The following is a 23,911-nucleotide window of genomic DNA, read 5'->3' as shown; positions in this document are numbered from 1 at the left end:
ACACCGACCGGCCCTCCGCCTAGCGTGAATCCATGACCGCCACTCCCCGCGCCGACGGCATCGACGTACGCCCCATCACCGAAGCCGAGTTCACCGACTGGCTGCGTGCCGTGAACACCGGCTTCCTGCGGGTGCCGGGCCCGTCCGAGGAGGAGATCGAGGGGCGTCGCCGGCAGTTCGTCCCCGGCCGTCATCTCGGCGCTTTCGACGGCGGCCGGTGCGTGGCGACCTTCCGGTCCTTCGACCAGGAACTCACGGCCGTGGGCGGGGCGAGCGTCCAGGCCGACGCCGTCTCCGGCGTCACCGTCACCGCCACCCACCGCCGCCGCGGGCTGCTCAGCCGGATGATGGCGCGGGACCTGGCGGCCGCGAAGGAGCGCGGGGACGTCGTCGCGACGCTGATCGCCGCCGAGTACCCGATCTACGGCCGGTACGGCTTCGGGCCGGCGACCTGGATGTCCGAGTGGACGGTCGACGTGCCCCGCGCCGGTCTCGACGCCCGCTGGGCGGGCCCGGCGGACGGCGGCCGGATCGACCTGGTGGACGGCGAGGACGTCCGCAAGCTCGGCCCGGAACTGCACGAGCGGCTGCGCCGCACCCAGCCCGGTGTGATCACGCGCGACGAGGTGTGGTGGAAGCTCAACACCGGCGCGCTGCGGTTCGACCCGTCGTGGAAGCTGCCCTTCTTCGCCGTGTACCGCTCGGCCTCCGGCGAGGTCGAGGGCATGGCCGCCTACGAGGTCGACGACCACTGGGGCGACGCCAAGCAGCCGTTGAACACGGCCACCGTGAGGTGGCTGCTCGGCGCGACCCCGGCCGCGGAGCGTGCCCTGTGGCAGTACCTGTGCTCCATCGACTGGGTCGTGACGGTCAAGAGCGGCTGGCGGGCGCCCGACGACCTGCTCCCGTTCCTCCTGCCGGATCCGCGGGCGGCCAGGATCACCTCGCTGTCGGACTGGCTGTGGGTGCGGATCCTCGACGTCGTACGGGCGCTTCAGGCGCGGACGTACGAGGGGGAGGGGACGCTGGTGCTGGAGGTCGCCGGCGTGGACGATCTGACCGGGGGGCGCTACCGGCTGGAGGCCTCGGCCGCCGGGGCGTCCTGCACGCCGACCACCGAGAGCGCGGAACTGACTCTCGGACTGGGCGAGTTGGCGGCGCTGTGGCTCGGTGACGAGTCGGCGGTGCGGCTGGCGGCGCTGGGCCGGGTCCAGGAAGAACGAGCGGGCGCCGCCCGGAAGGCCGACGCCCTGCTGCGCACGTCCAGGCGGCCTTGGTGCCCGGACATGTTCTGAGCCGCCCTCCTTCCGCCGACGACTGGGATCCCGCATCCGTAGCGAGCTGTCGGGGCTCCCGGCTCCCCTCCGGAAGGGAGCCCCATGATGGATGGCCAACCCCTTGAAGGCCTGACCATGTCACCCAAGTTGGCGACCAACTTCACTGTACTTATCTCCGCTTGGAAGCGGCTCATAACCACCTGGTGCTGAACTGCCGAAAGATGGCGGGAAGTTGTACTGTTTGGTTGTGGACCCGGAACACGCCTCCGTCAATGGACGGAAGAGGTCGCAGCGGCCACAGAGAACACATCGCGAGGTGGCCGACGAACTGCGCGCCCGGATCAGGTCAGGAGCACTGCGGCCGGGCGAACGCATGCCCACCCAGGCCCAACTGGCCCACGAGTTCGGTGTCGAGCGCGGTGCCGTACGCCAGGCCCTGCGCATCCTCCAGTCCGAGCGGCTGCTCACCAACGTGTCCAAGGGCAGCCCGGCGACCGTCGCCCCCGACCCCGCCAGGGCGCTGACCGGCCCGGAAGCCCCGCCCCTGCCCACCACTGTGGCCCTCGCACCCCGGATCGCCGAGGCCTTCGCCGCGGAGCACGTCGAGATCGACGCCGTGTGCCTGACCTCCATCTCCCTCACGCTCGCCATCGGCGAGCCGCTGCGGCAGATCCACGCCGGACGGCTGAAACCGGCCAAGGTCGACGTCCGGGTCCTGCTGCCGAGCCGGGACATCGACCTCGCCTTCCCGGTGCCGGTCGAGGGGTGCGGCGACGACTGGGTGCACGAGCGGTGGCTGGCGATGCGCAACGCCCAGGGGCAGGTCCTCCAGCACAACCTGCTGGCCCTGCGCTCCACGCACGGCATCGACGTGCACGTCACGTTCCGCGCGCTGCCCTTCACCCCACCGGTGAAGCTGTACCTGCTCAACAACACCGAGGCGCTGTTCGCGTACTACACGCTGATGCGCCGGGAGGCCGAGATCGACCACGAGCACCTGGAGATGTACGACGCCCAAGGCACCCAGTCGATGCTGTTCTCCTTCCAGCAGGGCCCCGGCCTGCGCGACACGACGTTCGTCGAGCAGTCGCACCTGTGGTTCAACGCGCTGTGGGAGACGATCAGTTCGGAACTGGTGCTCACGAGCTGACTCAGCGGGCGGGCCCCGTCATCAGCAGCGCGAGCACGACCGCTCCCGCCGAGCTGACGGCCGGGCTCTTGGCCTTGATGCCCACGGTGAGAAGGATCAGCCCGACGATTCCGGCCGGACCGTACTTCCACTGGACGAGCTGTTCGAAGGCGACGACGAAGGCGGCGGAGAGGAGAGCGAGGGCGGGCATCTGAGTTCCCCCTTCGGAAGCAAAACTTCCGCCAACTCAGGTGAGTTGGCAACCAACTCTGATTAAGTTGTCCCCGCTTGGCTACTAGCAATAAACAACTTTCAAACAACTCCCGTCAGATGGATCAGAGTTGTAGCGTTTGGTCGTGACCCAGGACAACATGGCGGAGAACGTGGCAGTGAACGGCAGCAGCAGGCTCTCGCCCCAGAAGATCGCCGACATCCTGCGGGAACGTATCCGCGCCGGTGACCTCAAGCCGGGCGACCGCCTGCCCACCCAGGCCGAACTGGCGGAGGAGTTCGGCGTGGAGCGCGGCGCCGTCCGCCAGGCCCTGCGGGCACTCCAGGAGGACGGCCTTCTCGCCGACGTCAGCAAGGGCAGCCCGCCGCGGATCGCCGCACCCGTTCCGGCCCGCGGCGAGCCCCAGCCGACGATGGTGGGCCTGGCGCCGCGGCTCACCGAGGCGTTCTCGGCCCGCCGGGTCCGCGTCGACGTCGTCTGCCACACCGCGGAGACCCTGATGGTCGCCATCGGCGAGCCGCTCCGCCTGATCCACGAAGGCCGGATCCGCCCCGAGTCGATCGACGTCCGCATCCTGGTCCCGTCCCGGGACATCGAACTGGCCTTCCCCGTCCCCGTGGAGGCGCACGGCGACGACAACCCGGTCCACACGCGGTGGCTGGCGATGCGCAACGCGCAGGGGCAGGTCCTCCAGCACAACCTGCTGGCCCTGCGCTCCACGCACGGCATCGACGTGCACGTCACGTTCCGCGCGCTGCCCTTCACCCCGCCCGTGAAGCTGTACCTGCTCAACGGGGAGGAGGCGCTGATCGGCTACTACATGCTGACCAGGCGCGCGGAGGAGTGGGGCAGCCAGACGCTGGACATGTACGACGTCCTCGGCTCCCAGTCGCTCCTCTTCTCCTTCGTGAAGCGGGCGGGCCTGCGGGACGCGGCGTTCGTGCAGGAATCCCAGAAGTGGTTCGACGCCCTCTGGGAAACCATCACCACGGACCTGACACTCTCCTAGTGACTTCTGATACGACACAGACTGGTTCGGCGACAGTCGAGAACGAGAACGATCAGCACCACCTTCCGACTCTGATCAAAAGCGCCCGTGTCGTGCTGTGGGACTTCGACGGGCCCATCTGCCGGCTGTTCGCCGGTCACTCGGCGGACCGGGTGGCGAGCGACCTGGTGTCCTGGCTGGAGAGCCGGGGTCTGCACGGTCTGCTGACCGAGACGGAACGCGAGTCGCTCGACCCGCAGGTCGTCCTGCGCGCCGTGGACCGCAGGCACCCCGGCAGCGACCTCGTCGCGGAGCTGGAGGAACGTCTCACCCAGGAGGAGCTGAGGGCCGCGTCCTCGGCGATGCCGACCCCGTACGCGGATCCGCTGATACGCACCTGGTCGGCGGTGGGCTCCGGCCTCGCGATCACCACCAACAACTCCCCGCGGGTGGTGCGCAAGTACCTCGAAACCCGGGGCCTCGTCGGCTGTTTCGCCCCCCACCTGTACGGCCGCACCCAGGAGCTCCACCTCCTGAAGCCGGACCCCCACTGCCTCAACCGGGCGCTGAACGCCATGGGCGCCGCCCCGGCCGACGCCCTGATGATCGGCGACACGCCCTCGGACCGCGAGGCCGCCGCCCGGGCCGGGGTGCCGTTCCTCGGGTACGCGAGCAACCCCCGCAAGGCCAAGCTCCTGAGGGAATCGGGAGCGGACGCGGTGATCGAGTCCCTGGAGCCCGTACTGGCGTTGCTGCGCGGCCAGTAGCGCCGGTTCACCTGAGAGGGGGTGAGTTCGGCTCGATAGCCGGGTTCTCCCCTGATGACGGTGTCCGGTGGAGTAACGTGCCTTCCCCCTTACACCATCCGCACCACCGGGGCAGGCTGAACCACCCAATGACACCCCCATCGGTCTCCGGTGCTCGGCAGCGAGCAGTCGAGATGAGTGGCGACCCGAACCTGGTCAAGGGGCCGCTCAAGGGGTACCACCACGAGACCTACGTCCTCGCGTTGCCCGGCGGGACACGAACCGTCAAGGTCCGCGAGCCGCGCTCCGAGATCCTGTGGTTCGACCGGAGGTGCTTCAAGTCGGAGGAGGCGCTGCTGCGCGCCCTCCAGGAGCACATCAGTCGCGTCCCCGGCATCGTCGATGTCGCCGGTATGGGCTTCCAGGACTTCATCGAGGGGCGGACGCTCGGTGAGCAGCGGCGGCCGGGGCGGCGCGTTCCCGACGCGGTGTTCGACCAGATCGTCGACCTCTTCCGGGAGATGGTGCGGGTCACGCCGGGCATGCTGAGTGTGCAGCGGCGCTGTGAGGACCGGGACCGCGCCGAGGACGGGGACAGCGACGGCTTTCTGGAACGTCTGATCGTCTTCGTCGAGGAGCAGGTCTACCGGAAGAACCACACGGCGTTCGCCGGCCTGTTCCGCGCGCTCGGTATCTCGGACGAATCGTTCACCCTCCTGAGGAAGCACGTGCTGGGGCTCCAGGAGCGCCCGTTCTGTCTCCTGCACGCGGATCTGCACCGGGAGAACCTCGTCCTCGACCCGGAGGGCCGGCTCTGGGTCATCGACTGGGAGCTGGCGATGCTGGGCGATCCGCTCTACGACCTGGCCACCCACCTCTACCTGATGCGCTATCCGGCCGATCAGGAGAGCCGTATGGTCCGTGAATGGTGCGACCTGGTCGAGAGGATCCGGCCGGGCAGCTCGTCCGGGTGGGAGCGGGACCTGCCGCTGATCCTCGACTTCAAGCGGGCGCAGTCGGTCTTCACCGACGTCATCCGGGTGTCGCTGTCCCTGCGCGAGGACGCCGCGTTCAACTGGGTGGCCCTGCCCGTGGCCGCCGGCAAGCTCCAGAAGATCCTCACCGCCGCCGCGCAGCCGCTCGGACTGGCGCAGGTGCCGAGCCGTTCGCAGATCATGGCCGCGCTGATCCGCTGGCACGGTTCCTGACGGGAACCCCGCCCCGCGGTACTGCGTAGGCTCGCCGCATGAGTGAGATCGGGCTGCGGGAGCGCAAGAAGCAGCGGATGTACCAGGTCGTGTCGGACATCGCGATCGGGCTCTTTCTGGAGAAGGGGTTCGACGCGGTGTCCGTCGCCGAGGTGGCGGCGGCGGCCGAGATCTCCAAGCCGACGCTGTTCCGGTACTTCCCGGCGAAGGAGGATCTGGTGCTGCACCGGATCGCCGACCACGAGGGCGAGGCCGCGCGGGTCGTGACGGAGGCCGAGGGGGAGCCCGTGGCGGCGTTGCGGCGGCACTTTCTGGAGGGGCTGGAGCGGTGCGATCCCGTGACCGGGCTCAACGACGATCCCCGGGTGCTCGCCTTCCACCGGCTGCTCTACGGGACCCCCTCCCTGGTGGCCCGGGCGCACACGCATCAGGAGCGGTCCGAGGCCGCGCTCGCCGAGGTGCTCGGGGGTGATCTCGACGCGCGGCTCGCGGCCGGGCAGATCATGGCCGTACAGCGGATCCTCGCGATGGAGAACTGGCGGCGGATCGCGGCGGGGGAGCGGGTGGCGGACGTACGGGCGGACGCGGTGGCGGCGGCTGAGCGGGCGTTCGGGTGGCTGGCGGCGGGGCTGCCGCCGCGCGTCCGGGTGGACCGGCCCAGTAGTGATACTGAGTAATAAATTTAACTCGGTTACGTTCTTTCGGTACGCTCGGTGGAATGACGTCGACCGAGCCTGCCCTTCAGTACCTCCTCGACCGGGAACGCGCCCACCACGAGCGCTGCCGGGACGCCCTCGCCGCGATGGTCCAGGGCGCCGGTGAACAGGTCGTCGTCGGCGAGGACGTCTCCGCGTCCGGTGCCGACGCCGAAGTCCTCGGATACCAGCTGCGCAGCAGGGCGAAGGCGTTGCGTGAGCTGCCCGAGGGGCCCTTGTTCTTCGGGGCGCTTCAGGGGGAGCAGGGTGAGTTGCACATCGGGCGGCTGCGGATCTCCGAGCATCCCGCCGAACCGCCCCTCGTCGTCGACTGGCGTGCGCCCGTCTCGCGCGCCTTCTACCAGGCCTCGGCCCGGGACCCGCAGGGCGTCGCCGTGCGCCGGCGGTTCGGGTGGGCGCCCGGCAGCCGGGGCGACTCCGGCGACCTCACCGGCCTGGAGGACGAGCACCTGGGGCAGGGCGAGGCGCGGACCAGTGAGATCGTCGCCCGGGAGATCGAACGGCCTCGCGTCGGGCCCATGCGGGACATCGCCGCGACGATCCAGCCCGAGCAGGACGACCTCGTACGCGGGGACCTGGCGGTGTCGTTGTGCGTGCAGGGGGCGCCCGGCACCGGCAAGACCGCCGTCGGGCTGCACCGGGCCGCGTACCTGCTCTACACACACCCGCAGCGCATCCGGCGCGGCGGTCTGCTGATCCTCGGGCCCAACCGCACCTTCCTGTCGTACATCGCGGAGGTCCTGCCGTCCCTCGGCGAGACCGGTGTGCGGCAGTCGACGCCGGCCGAGGAGATCGCACGGCATCCGGTCAGGGGCCATGACGAGCCGGCGGCGGCCGTCGTCAAGCACGACGCCCGGATGGCCGAGGTGCTGCGGAGGGCGCTGTACGCGCGCGTGCGCGCCGACGGCGGTGGTGGCGAGGCGCTCGCGGTGCCCGACGGGGCGTACCGGTGGCGGGTGCCGGCGGCGGAGCTGGCGCGGATCGTGGCCCGGGTGCGGGAGGAGGAACCGCCGTACGGGGTCGGGCGCGAGCGGGTGCGGTCGCGGATCGTGCGCTCGGTGCGCGAGCAGGCCGAGCGGCGGGCCGGGCCGCAGTCCAACGCCTGGGTGCGCCGGGTCGAGCGGGCGCGGCCGTTGTCCGCGTACGTCGACGCCGTCTGGCCCCGGGTGCGGCCCGAGGAGGTCGTGGCCGGACTGCTCGGCGATCCCGGGGCGCTGGCGGAGGCCGCCGACGGGCTGCTGGACCCCGGCGAGCAGCGGGCGCTGCTGTGGCGGAAGCCGCCCCGGACGTGGAAGTCGGCGCGCTGGTCGGCCGCCGACCTGGTGCTCCTCGACGAGGTCGCCGGGCTGATCGAGCACCCGGAGGGATACGGGCACGTCGTCGTGGACGAGGCACAGGACCTGTCCCCGATGGAGTGCCGGGCCATCGCCCGCCGGGCCCGCTTCGGCTCGCTGACGGTCCTGGGCGACCTGGCGCAGGGCACGACACCGTGGGCGGCCCGCTCGTGGCCGACCGTCCTGGCGCACCTGGGGAAATCGGACGCGCCCGTGGTCGAGCTGACCACGGGCTTCCGTGTGCCGCGGGCGGTCGTCGGCCTCGCCAACCGGCTGCTGGAGCGGCTGGACGTGGACGTACCGGCCACCCGGTCGCTGCGCGGGGACGGGGAGTTGCGGATGCGCGAGACGGACCCGGACGGTGTGCCCGGCGCGGTCGTGGAGGCCGTCCGGGACGCACTCGGGCGGGAGGGCTCGGTCGGGGTCGTCCCGGCGGACGCGGACGTGCCCCGGATCCGGGCGGCCCTGGACGCGGCCGGCATCGACGCGGCGGGCCCGGAGGAACTCGGCGCACGGGTGTCCCTGGTACCGGCGAGCGTCGTCAAGGGCCTGGAGTACGACCACGTCGTGGCCGTCGAGCCGGCGACGATCGCCGAGGCGGAGGAACGCGGGCTGCACCGGCTGTACGTGGTGCTGACCCGGGCGGTGTCACGTCTGGAGGTGGTACGGGGGAGGCCGTTGCCGTTCTGACCTGTCTGTCAGGCCCGGGAGTCGCGACGGCGTCCCCACGGTGTCCCCAGGCTGTGGACGCCCGCGCGGGAGGTCACGTGGTCATGAGGCCGGGGCGAAGGGGCCGTTCCCGGTGAAGGCCAGTTCGTGGAAGCGTTCGCCGATGTGGCGGTGGGTGGCGGCGTCCGGGTGGACCTCGTCGGGGAGGGGGAGTCCGGCCGCGTCGGACGCGCCGTAGAGGTCGAGGCCGTCGAGGTAGTGGATGTTCGGGTCGTCGGCGGCGCGCTGCCGGACGATGCGGGACAGTTCCTCGCGGATGACGCCGAGCGTCAGTTTCCCGGCGGGCACCTCCGCCGGGTCGCCCATCGCGGAGAACCGCAGCCGGCCCTCACCGAGCGCGCCGAGGTCGGGGGCCGTGGGCCCGGGCGTGGCCTCGTGGATGGCGCAGTGGATGGAGGAGACGACCAGCAGCGGGGCGTCGGGGTGCCCGTCGCGGATCGTGTCGAGGAAGCCGTGCACGGCCGGCCCGAACGCGCGCAGCCGCATCGCGTCCGCGTTGACGATGTTGATGCCGATCTTCACGCTGATCAGGTCGGCCGGGGTGTCCCGCATGGCGCGCGCGGTGAACGGGTCGAGCATCGCGCTGCCGCCCAGACCGAGGTTGACCAGTTCCACACCGCCGAGCGACGCGGCGATCGCGGGCCAGATGGCGGTGGGGCTCGCGGCGTCGGAGCCGTGGCTGATCGAACTGCCGTGGTGCAGCCACACCTTGCGGCCCCGGTCCGGCACGGGCTGCACGGGCGCGTCGGTGCGCAGGGCGACGAGCTCGGTGGTCTCGTTGTGCGGCAGCCAGATCTCGACGTCCTTCTCGCGCGCGGGCAGGCCGGTGAAGCGGACCGTACCGACCGGGCCCGCCGTGACCTCACCGTCCCAGGTGGCCATGTCGATCGTGAGGACGTTGCCGCCGGTCCCGGGGGCCTGGCCGGCCGGGCGGCCGTCGACGAGCAGGTCGTACAGGCCGTCCGGGCGGGGCGGGAAGCCGGCGTAGTCGCGCTTGGTGCGCAGCGTGTCCAGTTCGACGGCGGTCGCGGCGGTACGGAACGCCAGCCGTACGCCCGAGGGCTGGGCCTCGGCCATGGCCAGCTGGGCGTTGGTGTTCTGGGCGCGGGCCCGGGCGGGCAGCCGGTGCGGGAGCAGCCCGTGCTCGGTGCGCTCCACGTCGAGGGCGCCGCGCAGCAGGTCCGCCGTGAGGGGGGTGGTGATCCAGTCGTGCTCGGTGTGCATGGGTGTCAGCCTCGGGAGTCGGTGGGGGGTTCGGGCCAGTTGCGCAGCAGCGTGTCGAGGGCGTCGAGGATCCGGGCCCAGGTGACGTCGGTGTCGGGGGCGCTGTGGCTGAACCCGCCGCCCATCTCCAGGCTGACGTACCCGTGGAAGACGCTGCCCAGCAGCCGGACCGCGTGGGTCTGGTCCGGTTCCGTCAGGTCGTAGCCGCGCAGCAGCGCCCGGGTCATCTGCGCGTGCCGGACGCCGGCGCTCGCCGCCGCCGTCTGCGGGTCGAGTCGCAGTTGGGCGGCGGCGTAACGGCCGGGGTGCTCCCGGGCGTAGTCGCGGTAGACGTTCGCGAGGGCGGCCAGGGCTTCCTTGCCGGCCCGTCCCGCCAGGGCGTCGGCGGCCCGGTCGGCGAGTTCCGTGAGCGCGAGCAGGGCGATCCGGGTCCTGAGGTCCTGGGAGTTCTTCACGTGCGAGTACAGGCTCGCGACCTTGACGTCGAACCGGCGGGCGAGGGCCGAGACGGTCACCTGCTCGAAGCCGACCTCGTCGGCCAGCTCGGCACCTGCCCGGGTCAGGCGTTCCGGTGTCAGTCCTGCGCGTGCCATACGGCCACTCCCTTCTGCCAGAAAGAAGTGTGCATCTGCCTAAAAGCATTAGGCAAATCGGTTGCCGACTTAGGCGTCCTGGAGGGCACGCCGGGCGGGTGCCCGCAGCCTCCTGCCCCGCCTGGTCAGGCCCCAGGGCTTCAGCACGGAGATCACCGTCATGAAGACGTAGGCGGACAGCGAGACGACCGGCCCGAACAGGACGTCACCGGCATCGGGCAGGGGCCCGCCCGCGGCGACGGCGGTGACCGCGGAGTTCACCCCGGGGCGCAGGGCGAACACCGTGGCGGTGGTCGTGGCGAGGGTCAGCCAGAACTTCGTGCAGACCCATCGGTACCGGGCGAGTCCCCACGGCGTGCCCAGGGACAGCACCAGGCCGCTGAGCAGCGTGAGGAACGCGACGGGGAGCAGGAGCCGGTCGGCGAAGAGCTTCATGGCCCGGACGGACGCCTCCACGGTCACGGCGGACCCGGTGGTGGCCGCGGTGGCGCCGAGCGCGAGCAGCCCGAGCGTGAGCCCGAGCCAGCTCGCGGAGGCGATGACGTGGACGACGAGGACGGCCCGGCGCGCCGGGCGGCCGAGTTTCGGAATCGGGTGCGGCTTCTGCTTCGGCTTCACGCTGCCACCGTGCCGGGCGGGAGGTGGCGGAAGCGTCTCACGGCGGGAGTAAAGCGGCGTACTGGCGTCGGAGTACGGGCGGGGTGCCGGCAGTACTCGCCCGGCGTGACGGCCCGGCCCTGTCAGCACGGTCGTCTACCTTCACGGCATGACCGAGCCCTCCCACCTCGCCGCCGTCCGAGAGTCCTACGACACCGTCGCCGCCGACTACGCCCGACTCGTCAAGCAGCCGGCCGAGCTGGACCCGGTGTCGCGCGCGATGCTGGCCGCCTTCGCCGAGCTGGTACGGCCGCCGCACCCCGGGCCGGTGGCCGACCTGGGCTGCGGCCCGGGCAAGGTGACGGCACATCTGGCCGCCCTGGGAGTCTTGGTGTTCGGCGTGGACGTGTCGCCGGAGATGGTCCGACTGGCCCGGGCGGCGTACCCGGATCTCCGCTTCACCGTCGGCTCGATGACCGCGCTGGAGACCGGCAGCGGCGAACTCGGCGGCATCCTGGCGTACTTCTCCACCCACCACACCCCGCCGCAGTGGCTGCCGACCGTGTTCGCCGAGTTCCACCGCACCCTCGCGCCCGGCGGGCGGCTGATGCTGGCCGGCCCGGTGGGCAGCGGCGAGCACCTGCGCCCGTCGCACGCCTACGGCGACCACCCGGTGTCCTACGAGTCGTACCTGCTGCCGCCGGACCGCATCGCCGAACTGCTCCACCGGGCCGGGCTGGTCGTCACGACGCGGGTGGTGCAGGAGCCGGAGGAGGGGATCAAGCGGCGGACCGGCACGTTTCTGGCGTACAAGCCGCACTAACGGGAGACGGGGCCCCGCCGCTACCCGCCGTGCAGCCACACCCGCAGCGGACCGACCGGCTCGAAGCCGTACCGGACGGCGGTCTCCAGGTCGTCGCCGCTCTCGTAACCGACCACGGGCAGGCCGGGGAAGAGCCGGTCGAGCGCGTGCAGCACGACCGGCCAGGCCGCGTCTGGCCCGCCGTCCCGCCCGAAGACGTTGGAGACGCCGACGACGTGCGCGCTGCGGCAGGCCACCGCTCCGGCCACGACTCGCCCGTCACCGGACCGTCCCGCGATCACGGAGGTCTCCGGGTCGGCGAGCAGCCCGTCCGGGAAGAGGCCCGCGTGCCCGGCGCCGCCGTCCCAGGCCAGCGCCCAGGCGCGCAGTGTGCCGGGATCGCCCACCACGTCCCACGCGAGATCCGTCGGCCCGGGAGCGCGGGCGGGCGCGGCCGTACCGGCCGGACGGTGGATCCACTGGGCCTCGAAGAGCACCAGGAAACCGGCCCCCGTCAGATCGAGGTCGGCGAAGCTGTCCTTGACCGCGGCGCCGGGCGAGCCCATGTCGACGCGTGCCACGAGCGCGTCCGGGTCGGCGCCCGGCTCCAGCGTCACCGCGTCGGGGTAGTGGACCGGTGCCCGCCCCGCGGCGGCCCACGCCTCGCCCCCGAACTCACCCGCCACCCCGTGCGCCCGGCACATCGCCGCACACCACTCGGCGTTGTTACGGGCGGCGGCCCGGACCGGCAACTGCCGTGAAGTCGTCACGAGCGCAGATCATGGCCGCGCGGGGCCCGGCTCGTCGAACCGTTTTCGAGGTCCGGTCACTTTCCGGCCGCTTCTAGGGTGATCGCGAGAGGGTCCACCCGATGACCGGCCTGGAGGCGGCATGTCCGTACGGATGACGTTGAGCGCGATAACCCTGGACTGTCCTGATCCGCTCGCCCTGGCGGCGTTCTACCAGGCCGCCACCGGCCTCGAACCGCACCCGAGGTCGAACGCCGACTTCGCCTCTCTGGGCGGTGGGGACGGACTCTCCCTCGGCTTTCAGCGGGTCGACGGCTACCGGGCCCCCGGCTGGCCCGGCCAGGACGTGCCCCAGCAACTGCACTGCTGCTTCAGGGTCGCGGACCTGGAGGAGGCCGAGGCCCGGCTGCTGGAGCTGGGGGCGGGCAGGCCGGAGCGGCAGCCGAACGAGAGCAGGTGGCGCGTGCTCACGGATCCGGCGGGGCACCCCTTCTGCATCGTCGGAGGCTGACGTGCCCGCCTTGTGGGCCAGAGCGGGGCGTCGAACACCTGCGGATCCGGGCTCCTCAGGGTGGCGTGGCGCACTTTTGCAAGCGGGTGCTTGCAATAGTTAGCGGGGTGCGGCACTGTGGAGCCATGGCATCGCTCAACGTCGGCAATCTCGGTGACTACCTGCGCGAACAGCGGCGCAACGCGCAGCTGTCGCTGCGGCAGCTCGCCGACGCCGCCGGGGTGTCCAATCCGTATCTGAGCCAGATCGAGCGCGGGCTGCGCAAGCCGAGCGCGGAGGTGTTGCAGCAGGTCGCCAAGGCCCTGCGGATCTCCGCCGAGACGCTGTACGTCCGGGCCGGCATCCTCGACGCCGAGCGGGACCTGGACGAGGTCGAGACGCGTGCCGTCCTCCTCGCGGACCCGACGCTGAACGAGCGGCAGAAGCAGGTGCTGTTGCAGATCTACGAGTCCTTCCGCAAGGAGAACGGGTTCGGGACCGGCGACGGCTCCGCGGTCGTCGACCTCGTGGTCGCCGAGGACGAGGTGGACGGAGACGGGGACGCCCCGGACGGCGGCACCGGGATACGACCGACCCGCACGGCCGACGGCGGCCGGCCCGCCGTTCGCCGTCCCCGCGACAGCGACGGCAGCGACGGCGGTACGTCCGCGTCACCGTCGGCGACCCGCCGCACCCGCAAGGACGACGGCGGTACGTCACCGTCGCCCGCCCGCCGTACTCGCAAGAACACCGGCGGTACGTCCGCCGCCCGCCGGGCCCGCAAGACCACCGGCGGCAGTGACACCGACCCGCAGCAGACGGCCGGCTGAGCCGGACCAGGGCACCGGCCGTACCGCTGCGGATCACACGACCCTCAGCCGAACCCTCAAGCGAAACAGAATCCGGGAGGACCATCACCATGGCCATCACCGACGACCTGCGCAAGACCCTCAGCGACCCGACGCCGCTCTACTTCGCCGCAGGCACCGCCGACCTCGCCCTTCAGCAGGCCAAGAAGGTGCCGGCCCTGGTGGAGCAGCTGCGCTCCGAGGCCCCCGCGCGGTTCGACGCCGTACGCAACACCGACACCAAGGCCGTCCAGGAGAAGGCCTCCGCCCGGGCCAAGGAGGCCTCCGCCCGCGTCAAGGAGACGCAGCAGATCCTCCAGAACAAGGTCACGGAGTTCATCGGCTCCATCGACGTCGACATCAAGAAGCTCGGCAGCACGATCGACGCGGACCTGAAGAAGGTCGGCGAGACCGCCCAGGACTTCGCGCTGCGCGGCGTCGGCGTGGCCGCCGAGTACGCCGTCAAGGCGCGGGAGACCTACGAGAAGGTCGCCGAGCACGGCGAGCAGGCCGTGCGCACCTGGCGCGGCGAGGCCGCCGAGGGCATCGAGGACGTCGCCGAGGGCGTCGAGGAGCTGGCCGTGGCCGTCGAGCCGAAGGCCGAGCCGGTCAAGGTCAAGGAGGAGCCGGCGAAGCCCGCCGCCACGGCCGCCCCGGCGCAGAAGGCTCCCGCCAAGAAGGCCCCGGCGCGCAAGACCACCGCCAAGAAGACCACCCCGCCGGCCAAGTAGGACGGCGGAGGGCGCAGAGCGACCACACGGGCCGGGCACCCTGGGGGTGTCCGGCCCGTTGTACGGGTACGGTGACCGCGTAGGGACGAGCCGAGTCAGGTGGTGGACGTAGTGCTGATGCAGGGCTTCGCAGGGTTCATGTGGCTTCTGAGCATTGCCCTGATCATTTTCAGCGGCTTCGCGTTGTTCGACGCCGCCGTGCGGCGGGAGGACGCCTACCGAGCGGCCGACAAGAAGACCAAGCCGTTCTGGCTGATCATCCTCGGGCTGGCCTTCGTGGTGAACCTGCTCTTCCCGATCCTGTCGTTCCTCCCGATCATCGGCCTCATCGCGACGATCGTGTACATGGTCGACGTGCGCCCCGCCATCCGCGCGCTCCCCGGCGGCGGCCGCAGCCGGCGCGGCTCCAGCAGCGACGGTCCGTACGGCCCCTGGAACGGCGGCCGGTAAGACCCCGGCAGCACCGGAGCCCGGGGCCCGGGGGTACGGCAGCTGTACCCGGTCCCGGGTCCGGGGCTTCGGCACCTGTCACCCGGCCCCGGAGCCGGGGCTACGGCACCCGGTCCAGCAGCAGTACCGCCACGTCGTCCGTCAGCTCGCCACCGTTGAGGGCGCGCACCTCGTTCACCGCCGCCCGCAGCAGCTCCTCGCCCCGCAGCCCCTCGGCGAACTGGCGGCGCACCATCTCCGTCATGCCCTCCTGGCCGAGCCGCTCCCGGCCCTCGCCGACGCGGCCCTCGATCAGGCCGTCGGTGTAGAGCATCAGGCTCCACTCGGCGCCCAGCTCCACCTGCATCCGCGGCCAGCGGGCACCCGGCAGCAGCCCGAGGGCCGGCCCGTTGTTGTCGTACGGCAGCAGGCGGGCCGGCTTGCCCGGGCGGGCCAGCAGCGGCGACGGGTGGCCCGCCAGGCACAGGCCGGCGCGGCGGCCGTCCGGGGCGATGTCCACCGTGCACAGGGTCGCGAAGATCTCGTCGTCGGCCCGCTCGTGCTCCAGCACCTGCTGGAGCGTGCCCAGCAGCTGGTCGCCGCACAGGCCCGCCAGCGTCAGCGCGCGCCACGCGATCCGCAGCTCCACGCCCAGGGCGGCCTCGTCCGGGCCGTGACCGCAGACGTCACCGATCATGGCGTGCACGGTGCCGTCCGGCGTGCGCACGACGTCGTAGAAGTCGCCGCCGAGCAGGGCGCGCGAGCGACCCGGGCGGTAGCGGGCGGCGAACCGGAGCGGGGAGCCGTCCAGCAGCGGGGTCGGCAGCAGACCGCGCTCCAGGCGGCGGTTCTCCTGGGCGCGCAGCCGGCCCTCGGCGAGCCGGCGCTCGGCCGACTCGGAGCGCTTGCGCTCCACCGCGTAGCGGATCGCCCGGCTCAGCAGCCGGCCGTCCAGCTCGTCGCGGAAGAGATAGTCCTGGGCGCCCACGCGCACCGCCTCCGCGCCGCGCTCGGCGTCACCCGAGGCGGTCAGCGCCAGGACGGCATGCCGGGGTGCGAGCTCCAGCACGTGCTTGAGCACGGCGAGCTCGTCGTCGGCGTCGCTGCGGCCCGGCGCCGGCAGCGCGAGGTCCAGCAGGATGCAGTGGACGTCGTCGGTCAGCAGCCGCCCGGCCTCCGTGAGGTTGCGGGCCGTGCGGACGCGGATCGGCTTGCCCGCCTGGTCGAGCATGTCGGGCACGATCGGCGAACCGGCCGGATCGTCCTCGATCAGCAGCAGGGTCAGGTTGGTGTGGGCGGTGTTGTTCTCCACCTTGTCCGTGATGTTCCCGGCGGTGTCCGGCGTGCGCGGGGCCGCTGCCGAGGCGTCCGTGACGGACTGCTCGGCGGGGCCGTCGCACCGGGACTCGGCCTGCGCCTGACCACTCTCCACGGCCGGGATCGCTCTCTGCCGCGGTATGGGTACGGGCATCGTCTTGGGTTCCTTCCCTCCCCCCGAGGGCATGGCGGGGGCGAGGGACCTCGACCCACCGACCGGGACCATAGCGGGTGTCGGCGCCGCATTGGAATGGTGTGAGCCACGCCGCTGCGCCATCGGCCAGTGTCATATGCCGCGAAATGCCCCCCAGTTGGACACCGCCGGGATGCTGTGGGGATGACGAACGTCACGTCAGCGTGCGGTTTGGAGCCGGATTCGGGGTGGGCTGGGTCACGTCGTCCAGGTCACCGCCGCTCAGTCGGTGCCGGCGTCGGCGTCCGGTCGTACCACCCCGAGGATGGGCATCGATCCGGCCCCCGCGAGGGTCACCGTCCGCCCGGGCCGCGGCGCGTGCACGATCACCCCGTCGCCGACGTACATCGCGACATGGCTGGCGTCGTCGAAGTAGATGATGAGGTCGCCGGGCCGCATGTCCTGGATGTCGATGTGCCGCAGCTGCTTCCACTGCTCCTGCGAGGTGCGCGGAATGCCGCGGCCGGCGGAAATCCAGGCCTGTGAGGTCAGTCCGGAGCAGTCGTAGGTCTTCGGGCCCTCGGCGCCCCACTGGTAGGGCTTGCCGATCTGGGCCGTGGCGTACGCGACGGCCTTCTTGCCCTGCTCGGAGGCCTTGCCCTTGATCTCGTCGAGGATGCCGGAGTCGAGCCAGGCGGTCTGCGCCTTGCCGGCGGCCTCCTTCTCCAGCTCGGCGAGGCGCTCCTGCTCCTCCTTCCGGAGCTCGGATTCGAGCTTCTCCGCCTCCGCGATCTGCTTCTCGATCTCCTTCTGCGCGGCGGCCTTGGCCTTGCGGCCCGCCTCCAGTTTCTTCCACTGCGCGGAGGCGTCCCGCGCGTACTGCTCCAAGTCCTCCTGGGTGCGGGTCAGTTCCCTGATCAGGCCCTTGGCCGCGTGCTGGCCCTGGCGCACCCGCCCCGCCCCGTCGAGGAACTCCTGCGGATCGTCGCTCAGCATCAGATGGGCCTCGGGCGGCAGTCCGCCACCGCGGTACTGGGCGGCGGCCGCGGCGCCCGCGCGGTCCTTCAGCTTCGCCAGCCTCTCCTGGCCCTTGACGATCTTCTTGGCCAGCTTGACGATCTCGGCGGACTGCTTGTCCGCCTTCTCCTCGGCGGCGTTGTACTCGTCGGTGGCGCGGGCCGCGGCGCGGTAGAGCTTGTCGAGTTTCTTGCGTACGGCCTCGAGGTCCTTGTCGGGCGCGAGGGCCGGGCCCGCGCTCGGGGTGGGTGCGGGACCGGGGCTCGCGAACGCCGTGCCCGGTGCCGCCAGCACCGTGAGCGCGCAGACCACCGTCACGGCCGTCGCGATCAGGCCACGCTTGCCCGTTCCCATACCTCATCCCCCAAAGTGATTAACCGTCAGTAACGTCCGGTTCGCCTGGGGATGCTGCCACGTCGGCGCGCGAAGCGACAGGGGTAGTACTTCCCTCGGCCCCCTCCCCGACATGCCCCCGGCATGACGATTTCCCCGCCTGTGTGACGAACGACTCAAAGAGATCGTTCCCGGCGGGCCCGGGGCCGGGCCCGGACCGGGCGAGGGGGTTTCAGCCCCGCGGCGCCAACGCCTCCCACCGCACCGTCACTTCGCCCTGCCGCCACCGCACCGGCCCGTCCGTCACCGGCCAGTCGGTGGTCAGGTCCCGTACCGCCCGTATCCAGCGCTGGCGGGCGCCGTAGGACGCGTAGGGCGCGGCGGCGGCCCAGGCGCGGTCGAAGTCGCGCAGGAAGGCGTGCACCGGCTCGCCCGGGACGTTGCGGTGGATGAGCGCCTTCGGCAGGCGCTCCGCCAGGTCCGAGGGGCGTTCCAGGGAGCCGAGCCGGGTCGCGAAGGTGACCGTGCGCGGTCCCTCCGGGCCGAGCGCCACCCAGACGTGCCGGCGCCCGATCTCGTCGCAGGTCCCCTCGACCAGCAGCCCGCCGCGCGCCCCGGTCGCCGGATCGGCCGGCGCGAGCCGCCCGCACAGCCGGTGCCAGACGGCCTCGACCTCGCCCTCCGCGTACTGCCGCAGCACGTTCGCCGCGCGGACCAGCAGGGGCCGCTGCGGGATCGGGATCTCGAAACCGCCGTGCCGGAAGACGAGCCCCGTCCGCTCGTACGGCAGCGCCGCCGCGACCCGGGCCGGCTCGATCTCGACGCCCACCACGCGCGCGCGTGGCGCGACCGTACGGAGGCGGTGCAGCAGTTCGACGGCCGTCCAGGGAGCGGCGCCGTACCCGAGGTCGACGGCTACGGGATCGGCGGCACGGCGCAGCTCGGCGCCGTGCGTGGCCGCGATCCAGCGGTCCATGCGGCGCAGGCGGTTGGGGTTGGTCGTCCCGCGTGTCACCGTTCCCAGCGGGCGGGGAGCTGCGCGGGATGTCATGCGTACGAGGTTAAGCGGCCCCCAGAGGTTGAACGGCCCCCCGGGCTGAAGGGCCTCCTAGGCCCCGGCCCCGCCGCTCCCACCTCCGTACGTCCCGAACTCCGGAACCCCCGCCGACTCGAACACATGCACCGACAGGCCGCCCGGCGTCGTCCGGTGGTCGGCCAGCCGCAGCCCGGCCGGTGTGCCGCCGTCCGGGAAGAGGCGGCGGCCCTGGCCGACCACGACCGGGGCGATCACGAGCCGCAGCGTGTCGATCAGCCCGGCGGCCAGCAGGGACTGGGCGAGCCGGGCGCTGCCGTGGATCTGGAGCTCCCGGCCGGGCTGCCGCTTCAGCTCCGCCACCTGGGCGGGGACGTCACCGGACAGGATCGTGGTCGGGTTCCACTCGGCCGTGGTCAGGCTCCGGGAGGCGACGTACTTGGGCAGGCCGTTCATGATCCCGGCGAGGGGATGGTCGGTCATCGCGGGCCAGTCCCGGGCGAAGTTCTGGTACGTACGCCGCCCGAACAGCAACGCGTCCGCCTCGCCGAGCCAGCTGCCGGCCAGCCGCTCGAACTCCTCGTCCAGGTGCGGCACGAACCAGCCGCCCCGCTCGAAGCCGTCGCTGGTGTCCTCGTCCGGGGCGCCCGGCCCCTGCGAGACACCGTCGAGCGACAGGAACTCCTGCACCACCAGCTGCATCGCGCACCACTCACCTCTCGCTCGTCGTCACCACTCCTTCCGGCGCCGTGGGACGCGGAAACTCATCGGTCGGCCGTCCGGGGAACCCGCGCGGTTCCCCGGACGGTGAGAAGCGTCAGTCCTGGCGGACGATGCTGTCGCCGTCAGTCCTGGCGGACGATGTTCCTGCCCGGGCCCCCGGAGAGCGTGTCCGCACCGGGCCCGCCGTACAGCTCGTCGTCGCCGCTGTTTCCCCAGATCCGGTCGGCGCCGCTGTGCCCGTACAGGATGTCGTTGCCCCTGCCGCCGTGGATCTCGTCGTCGCCGGCCCCGCCGTAGACCGTGTCGTCACCGTCGTCGGCTCGCATGATCTGGTCGCCCGCGCCGCCGTGGAGGACGTCGTCGCCCGCGCCGCCGTCCACGATCTCGCCGTCGATGCCGGCGTAGAGGGTGTCGTCGCCGTCACCGCCGCCGGCGTATCCCAGCGCGCCCGCCCTGATGACGTCGTCGCCCGCCCCGCCCCGGACGGAACTGCCGTCCACTCGGTCGCCGGTGGCGCCGGTCCACTTGTCGTTGCCGTCGCCCAGCTCGATCGTGTTGGAGTAGAAGACCTGGTCGGTGGCGTTGTCGAAGGAGGCGGTGTCGGCGCCGTCGGCGAGGTCCATCTCCATGGAGTTGAGCGGGGACTGGCTCTCGGGGGCCTCCACCGTGCAGGAGATCCTGGTGTCGTCCGCGCTGTCGGGGTGGCTGCAACCGTTCCCGGCGCTGATCGGGACGACGTCGTCGATCACATAGGTGAAGTGTGCGCGGTCGCTGGTGAACGACTGGGTGACGGCCACCCGGTTGGCCTGCCCGGGGGCGGCCGTATAGGTGAGCTGCCAGCCGTACTCGTTCACCGCGGCGGTGGCCGTCGGTTCCGCGGCACCGGCCGTGCCGGCCAGGGCGATCGGAACGGCCAGACCCATGCCGAGAACGGGCGCCAGAACCGATGAGGCGCGTAACAGTCGGCGGCTGACGAGGCGAGAGGGCATTGCATAACCTCCGTGGGGCAGTTGTCGGTCCTTGCGCAGGTGATGACCGATGGGGGAGGCGCCCGGTTGTCCGCGGTGCCGGTACGTCAGCCCTTTCGCGGCCTTTTCATGGTGGGGACAGCTCCAGTGATCTGCGATTTTCGATCCAGTTCACCTGCCTGTCACGCTCCCGGGGGCGGGCGCAGGGGGAGCCCTCCGCACTCGAACGGTTGAGCGGGAGTCGGTAATGATTCGGTAAAAGTCGCGAATCCGGAAATGGAGCCCAACCTTCCGGTGTTGCAGCCCCTGGAGGGCACGTGCGCCCTGCCCAGGCATGCCCGTAGCGAGGAGGAACGCCACGTGAGCCAGTACATCGGCAGGCTCGGGCGGCGCTCCGCGTCCACGCCCACGCGCCTCCGGCTGCACCGCAGGCCCCGCCGGGTGGCCATGCTCTCCGTGCACACCTCCCCGCTCCACCAGCCGGGCACCGGCGACGCCGGCGGCATGAACGTCTACATCGTGGAGCTCGCGCAGCGCCTCGCCGCGATCAACATCGAGGTCGAGATCTTCACGCGCGCGACCTCGGCCGCCCTCCCGCCGACCGTCGAGCTCGCCCCCGGCGTCCTCGTCCGGCACGTCGACGCCGGGCCCTACGAGGGCCTCAACAAGGAGGACCTCCCCGCCCAGCTGTGCGCCTTCACGCACGGCGTGATGCAGGCCTGGGCCGGCCACCGCCCCGGCCACTACGACCTGGTCCACTCCCACTACTGGCTCTCCGGCCACGTCGGCTGGCTCGCCGCCCAGCGCTGGGGCGCCCCCCTCGTGCACGCCATGCACACCATGGCCAAGGTCAAGAACGCCAACCTGGCCGACGGCGACACCCCCGAACCGGCCGCCCGCGTCATCGGCGAGACCCAGATCGTCGCCGCCGCCGACCGCCTCATCGCCAACACCACAGAAGAGGCCGACGAACTGGTACGGCACTATGCGGCCGACACCGACAAGGTCGCCGTCGTCCACCCGGGCGTGAACCTCAGCCGCTTCTCGCCCGGCGACGGCCGCGCCGCCGCCCGGGCCCGTCTCGGCCTGCCGGGGGACGCGCTGATCCCGCTCTTCGCGGGCCGCATCCAGCCCCTGAAGGCCCCCGACGTGCTGCTGCGAGCCGTCGCCGTCCTCCTCGACGAGCGCCCCGAGCTGCGCTCGCGCATGCTCGTCCCCGTCGTCGGCGGTCCCAGCGGCAGCGGCCTCGCCAAGCCCGAGGGCCTCCAGAAGCTGGCCGCACGCCTCGGCATCGCGGACGTCGTACGGTTCCACCCGCCGGTCGGCCAGGAGCAGCTGGCGGACTGGTTCCGCGCGGCTTCCGTCCTGGTCATGCCCTCCTACAGCGAGTCGTTCGGCCTGGTCGCCATAGAGGCGCAGGCGGCGGGCACCCCGGTGCTGGCGGCATCCGTCGGCGGTCTGCCGGTCGCCGTGCGCGACGGACACACCGGCTTCCTCGTCCGCGGGCACGATCCCGCCGACTACGCGCGTGTGCTGCGCGACTTCGCCGACGATCCGGAGCTGTCGCCCCGGCTCGGCGGGCAGGCCGCCCGCCACGCGCAGTCCTTCGGCTGGGACACCGCGGCCGCCGCCACGGCGGACGTCTACACGGCCGCGATGCAGGCACACCGCCGTCGCGTACGCTCGCCGCATGGGTGAAACCGATCTGGAACAGCGAGCGGCACAGGTCGTCGAGGGAGTGCTGAAGGACGCCGGCCTGGAGTGGGAGAGCCCCCAGCCCGGCACCTACGTGGCGCAGCTCCCCGGCACCCGCAAACTCAAGACGACGGTCTCCCTGATCGTCGGCCGCCACTCACTCTCGCTCAACGCCTTCGTCATCCGCCACCCCGACGAGAACGAGCAGGGCGTCCACCGCTGGCTCCTGGAACGCAACCTCAAGCTCTACGGCGTGAGTTACGCCGTCGACCAGCACGGCGACGTCTACGTCACCGGCCGGCTCTCCCTGTCCGCCGTCACCGCCGACGAGATCGACCGCCTGCTCGGCCAGGTCCTTCAGGCCTCCGACGGCAGCTTCAACACCCTCCTGGAACTGGGCTTCGCCTCGGCGATCCGCAAGGAGTACGAGTGGCGGGTGTCGCGCGGGGAGTCGACGCGCAACCTGGACGCGTTCGCCCACCTCACGCAACGCCCCGACCGCTAGGGCCTGACTGCCAGGCTCACGCGACGCCCCGACTGCCAGGCCGTCCCGCCCGGTAACGCCCGGGCGGCACACCCACCAGCTTCCGGAAGTGCCGGGTGAGGTGCGACTGGTCGTAGAACCCGGTCTCGGCCGCCACCTCTCCCGGTGAGCGCCCTTCGAGCAGCAGCCGCCGGGCGCGGCCCACGCGCAGCGACGTGAGGTACTGGTGCGGGGCGATGCCGTAAGCGGCGCTGAACGCCCGTACGAGATGGGCGGGATGGGCTCCCACCAGCCCGGCGGCCTCCCGGAGCCCGACGCCCTCCACGACCCGCTCGTCCAGCAATTCCCGCAGCCGCCGCGCGAGAACGGGATCGGCGGGCCGAGGCGATACGGGGTCCCCCCGGAGGTGCCCGCGCAACCGCGCCCCGACGAACATCAGCCTGCTCTCGGCCTCCAGCTCCTCACCCGGCCGCACCAGCGCGCCGTGCAACTGCCCGACGCGCCGCCGCAGCAGCGGATCGCGCAGGTCCGGCCGGTCGACGGCGGCCCCGATGAGTTCGTCCCCGAGATACGTCCGGTCGAGATACAGCACCCGCTTGCGGAAGCCCTCCGGGGTGACGGGGGAGCCGTTGTGCGGCACGTGGGGCGGCAGCAGCGACACGGTGTCGTGCGGGGTGCCGTGCTCGTGCCGGTCGAGGTCGTACCGGACGGCGCCGGTGTCGACGATCAGCAGCGTCCAGGCGTCGTGGACGTGCATCGGGTACGCGTACTCCGTGAAGCGGGCGTGGAAGACCTCGACGACGCCCGGGACGGCGGGCCGCCAGGCGGAGACGATCCGGGCGGACTGGGAGGCCATGCAAAGAACGTACAAGACCCCGGCGAGGAGCGCCGGGCACGCTCGCATCATGAACACGCAACCCGAACCGGCTCCGGAGCCGATCCGCTTCGACACGAAGATCGCCGTACTGCTGCGCGCCGACCTGGAGCCCTGGCAGCGGCTCAACGTGACGTCATTCCTGGTCAGCGGCCTGGGTACGCAGATCCCCGAGGTGATCGGCGAGCCGTACGAGGACGCGGACGGCGTGCCCTACCTGCCGATGTTCCGCCAGCCGGTCCTGGTCTTCGAGGCCACGAAGGAAGCCCTGACCACGGCCCACACCCGCGCCCTGTCCCGCTCCCTGCCCCGCGCGATCTTCACCTCGGACCTGTTCTCCACGGGCAACGACCGCGACAACCGCGCGGCCGTACGGTCGGTGCCGACGGCGGACCTGGATCTGGTCGGCCTCGCGGTCCACGGCCCGAAGAACGCGGTGGACAAGGTGGTGAAGGGAGCGCGCATGCACCCCTGAGACCAAAGTCGTCAGGGACGTAGACCAACGGCTGATG

General features: G+C 71.9%; 26 protein-coding genes. 15 read left to right on the top strand and 11 right to left on the bottom strand.

The window, feature by feature from the left end; translation table 11 throughout:
- The first annotated feature begins 32 nt into the window (after positions 1-32).
- Together GTY47_RS12140 and GTY47_RS12135 are read left to right on the top strand one after the other, a co-directional pair.
- Positions 33-1,295: a GNAT family N-acetyltransferase gene (locus tag GTY47_RS12140; RefSeq protein ID WP_010036181.1), complete on the top strand. Its 1,263-nt coding sequence runs from the start codon at positions 33-35 to the stop codon at positions 1,293-1,295.
- A 223-nt stretch (positions 1,296-1,518) separates the two neighbouring features.
- Positions 1,519-2,427 carry a GntR family transcriptional regulator gene (locus GTY47_RS12135; protein WP_078602766.1) on the top strand — a complete coding sequence of 303 codons (909 nt, stop codon included), beginning with the start codon at positions 1,519-1,521 and terminating at the stop codon, positions 2,425-2,427.
- A 1-nt stretch (position 2,428) separates the two neighbouring features.
- Here GTY47_RS12135 and GTY47_RS12130 read toward each other — a convergent pair whose 3' ends face one another.
- The gene (locus GTY47_RS12130) at positions 2,429-2,617 is read right to left on the bottom strand and encodes a hypothetical protein (RefSeq protein WP_010036177.1); all 189 of its coding nucleotides are present in this window, start codon (positions 2,615-2,617) and stop codon (positions 2,429-2,431) included.
- Positions 2,618-2,777: 160 nt separating this feature from the next.
- Between GTY47_RS12130 and GTY47_RS12125 the strand changes: the two genes are divergently transcribed.
- The 5 genes from GTY47_RS12125 to GTY47_RS12105 all read left to right on the top strand — a co-directional run bounded on the left by GTY47_RS12125 (position 2,778) and on the right by GTY47_RS12105 (position 8,320).
- Entirely contained in the window at positions 2,778-3,647 is an 870-nt protein-coding gene (locus GTY47_RS12125) for a winged helix-turn-helix domain-containing protein (protein ID WP_029180923.1), read from the top strand.
- Positions 3,596-4,393: an HAD family hydrolase gene (locus GTY47_RS12120; protein WP_078602765.1), complete on the top strand. Its 798-nt coding sequence runs from the start codon at positions 3,596-3,598 to the stop codon at positions 4,391-4,393. The genes GTY47_RS12125 and GTY47_RS12120 overlap by 52 nt, the downstream gene beginning before the upstream one ends.
- 173 nt (positions 4,394-4,566) lie before the next feature.
- Complete coding sequence (locus tag GTY47_RS12115; protein WP_010036171.1) at positions 4,567-5,580, top strand: aminoglycoside phosphotransferase family protein; 1,014 nt, start codon at positions 4,567-4,569, stop codon at positions 5,578-5,580.
- A gap of 38 nt (positions 5,581-5,618) precedes the next feature.
- The gene (locus tag GTY47_RS12110) at positions 5,619-6,257 is read left to right on the top strand and encodes a TetR family transcriptional regulator (RefSeq protein ID WP_010036170.1); all 639 of its coding nucleotides are present in this window, start codon (positions 5,619-5,621) and stop codon (positions 6,255-6,257) included.
- Positions 6,258-6,298: 41 nt separating this feature from the next.
- Positions 6,299-8,320 carry an ATPase AAA gene (locus tag GTY47_RS12105; protein WP_010036169.1) on the top strand — a complete coding sequence of 674 codons (2,022 nt, stop codon included), beginning with the start codon at positions 6,299-6,301 and terminating at the stop codon, positions 8,318-8,320.
- A gap of 81 nt (positions 8,321-8,401) precedes the next feature.
- Here the strand turns inward: GTY47_RS12105 and GTY47_RS12100 are convergent, their stop codons facing one another.
- The 3 genes from GTY47_RS12100 to GTY47_RS12090 form a co-directional block, all read right to left on the bottom strand.
- Positions 8,402-9,583 carry an SGNH/GDSL hydrolase family protein gene (locus tag GTY47_RS12100; RefSeq protein ID WP_010036168.1) on the bottom strand — a complete coding sequence of 394 codons (1,182 nt, stop codon included), beginning with the start codon at positions 9,581-9,583 and terminating at the stop codon, positions 8,402-8,404.
- A gap of 5 nt (positions 9,584-9,588) precedes the next feature.
- Complete coding sequence (locus GTY47_RS12095) at positions 9,589-10,176, bottom strand: TetR/AcrR family transcriptional regulator (protein ID WP_010036165.1); 588 nt, start codon at positions 10,174-10,176, stop codon at positions 9,589-9,591.
- 69 nt (positions 10,177-10,245) lie between these two features.
- Positions 10,246-10,794, bottom strand: a complete 549-nt coding sequence (locus GTY47_RS12090; RefSeq protein ID WP_010036164.1) for a hypothetical protein — start codon at positions 10,792-10,794, stop codon at positions 10,246-10,248.
- 148 nt (positions 10,795-10,942) lie between these two features.
- Here GTY47_RS12090 and GTY47_RS12085 point away from each other — a divergent pair, with 148 nt between their 5' ends.
- Entirely contained in the window at positions 10,943-11,596 is a 654-nt protein-coding gene (locus GTY47_RS12085) for a class I SAM-dependent methyltransferase (protein WP_010036161.1), read from the top strand.
- Between the two features lie 20 nt (positions 11,597-11,616).
- Here GTY47_RS12085 and GTY47_RS12080 read toward each other — a convergent pair whose 3' ends face one another.
- Complete coding sequence (locus tag GTY47_RS12080; RefSeq protein ID WP_029180919.1) at positions 11,617-12,345, bottom strand: hypothetical protein; 729 nt, start codon at positions 12,343-12,345, stop codon at positions 11,617-11,619.
- 121 nt (positions 12,346-12,466) lie between these two features.
- Here GTY47_RS12080 and GTY47_RS12075 point away from each other — a divergent pair, with 121 nt between their 5' ends.
- The 4 genes from GTY47_RS12075 to GTY47_RS12060 all read left to right on the top strand — a co-directional run bounded on the left by GTY47_RS12075 (position 12,467) and on the right by GTY47_RS12060 (position 14,843).
- Positions 12,467-12,835 (top strand): VOC family protein, encoded by a 369-nt coding sequence (locus GTY47_RS12075; protein WP_029180918.1) that lies wholly within the window; start codon positions 12,467-12,469, stop codon positions 12,833-12,835.
- A gap of 125 nt (positions 12,836-12,960) precedes the next feature.
- Positions 12,961-13,644, top strand: a complete 684-nt coding sequence (locus tag GTY47_RS12070; protein WP_010036154.1) for a helix-turn-helix transcriptional regulator — start codon at positions 12,961-12,963, stop codon at positions 13,642-13,644.
- A gap of 89 nt (positions 13,645-13,733) precedes the next feature.
- Positions 13,734-14,393 carry a hypothetical protein gene (locus tag GTY47_RS12065; protein WP_010036151.1) on the top strand — a complete coding sequence of 220 codons (660 nt, stop codon included), beginning with the start codon at positions 13,734-13,736 and terminating at the stop codon, positions 14,391-14,393.
- 117 nt (positions 14,394-14,510) lie between these two features.
- Positions 14,511-14,843, top strand: coding sequence for a DUF2516 family protein (locus GTY47_RS12060; RefSeq protein ID WP_078602772.1), 333 nt, complete (start codon positions 14,511-14,513; stop codon positions 14,841-14,843).
- Positions 14,844-14,943: 100 nt separating this feature from the next.
- Here GTY47_RS12060 and GTY47_RS12055 read toward each other — a convergent pair whose 3' ends face one another.
- The 5 genes from GTY47_RS12055 to GTY47_RS12035 all read right to left on the bottom strand — a co-directional run bounded on the left by GTY47_RS12055 (position 14,944) and on the right by GTY47_RS12035 (position 20,301).
- The gene (locus GTY47_RS12055) at positions 14,944-16,293 is read right to left on the bottom strand and encodes a response regulator (protein WP_010036148.1); all 1,350 of its coding nucleotides are present in this window, start codon (positions 16,291-16,293) and stop codon (positions 14,944-14,946) included.
- 261 nt (positions 16,294-16,554) lie between these two features.
- On the bottom strand, positions 16,555-17,643 hold the full coding sequence (locus GTY47_RS12050) for a C40 family peptidase (protein WP_010036147.1): 1,089 nt from the start codon (positions 17,641-17,643) through the stop codon (positions 16,555-16,557).
- A 211-nt stretch (positions 17,644-17,854) separates the two neighbouring features.
- On the bottom strand, positions 17,855-18,673 hold the full coding sequence (locus tag GTY47_RS12045; RefSeq protein ID WP_086012478.1) for an SAM-dependent methyltransferase: 819 nt from the start codon (positions 18,671-18,673) through the stop codon (positions 17,855-17,857).
- 57 nt (positions 18,674-18,730) lie between these two features.
- Positions 18,731-19,357, bottom strand: coding sequence for a dihydrofolate reductase family protein (locus GTY47_RS12040; protein ID WP_010036142.1), 627 nt, complete (start codon positions 19,355-19,357; stop codon positions 18,731-18,733).
- A gap of 143 nt (positions 19,358-19,500) precedes the next feature.
- Entirely contained in the window at positions 19,501-20,301 is an 801-nt protein-coding gene (locus GTY47_RS12035; protein ID WP_010036140.1) for a calcium-binding protein, read from the bottom strand.
- Between the two features lie 405 nt (positions 20,302-20,706).
- Here GTY47_RS12035 and mshA point away from each other — a divergent pair, with 405 nt between their 5' ends.
- A complete protein-coding gene (mshA, locus tag GTY47_RS12030) occupies positions 20,707-22,044 on the top strand; it encodes a D-inositol-3-phosphate glycosyltransferase (protein ID WP_010036136.1) in 1,338 nt (445 codons plus the stop codon).
- Positions 22,037-22,546, top strand: coding sequence for a YbjN domain-containing protein (locus GTY47_RS12025; RefSeq protein ID WP_010036134.1), 510 nt, complete (start codon positions 22,037-22,039; stop codon positions 22,544-22,546). Before mshA ends, GTY47_RS12025 begins: the two co-directional genes overlap by 8 nt.
- Positions 22,547-22,562: 16 nt before the next feature.
- Here the strand turns inward: GTY47_RS12025 and GTY47_RS12020 are convergent, their stop codons facing one another.
- A complete protein-coding gene (locus GTY47_RS12020; RefSeq protein WP_010036133.1) occupies positions 22,563-23,381 on the bottom strand; it encodes an AraC family transcriptional regulator in 819 nt (272 codons plus the stop codon).
- Between the two features lie 49 nt (positions 23,382-23,430).
- Here GTY47_RS12020 and GTY47_RS12015 point away from each other — a divergent pair, with 49 nt between their 5' ends.
- Positions 23,431-23,874 carry a DUF2000 domain-containing protein gene (locus GTY47_RS12015; protein WP_010036131.1) on the top strand — a complete coding sequence of 148 codons (444 nt, stop codon included), beginning with the start codon at positions 23,431-23,433 and terminating at the stop codon, positions 23,872-23,874.
- Positions 23,875-23,911: the final 37 nt, after the last annotated feature.

Source organism: Streptomyces sp. SID5464, assembly GCF_009862985.1.
GTDB classification, from domain to species: domain Bacteria; phylum Actinomycetota; class Actinomycetes; order Streptomycetales; family Streptomycetaceae; genus Streptomyces; species Streptomyces chartreusis_D.
This window is presented reverse-complemented; position numbering and strand designations above follow the sequence as displayed.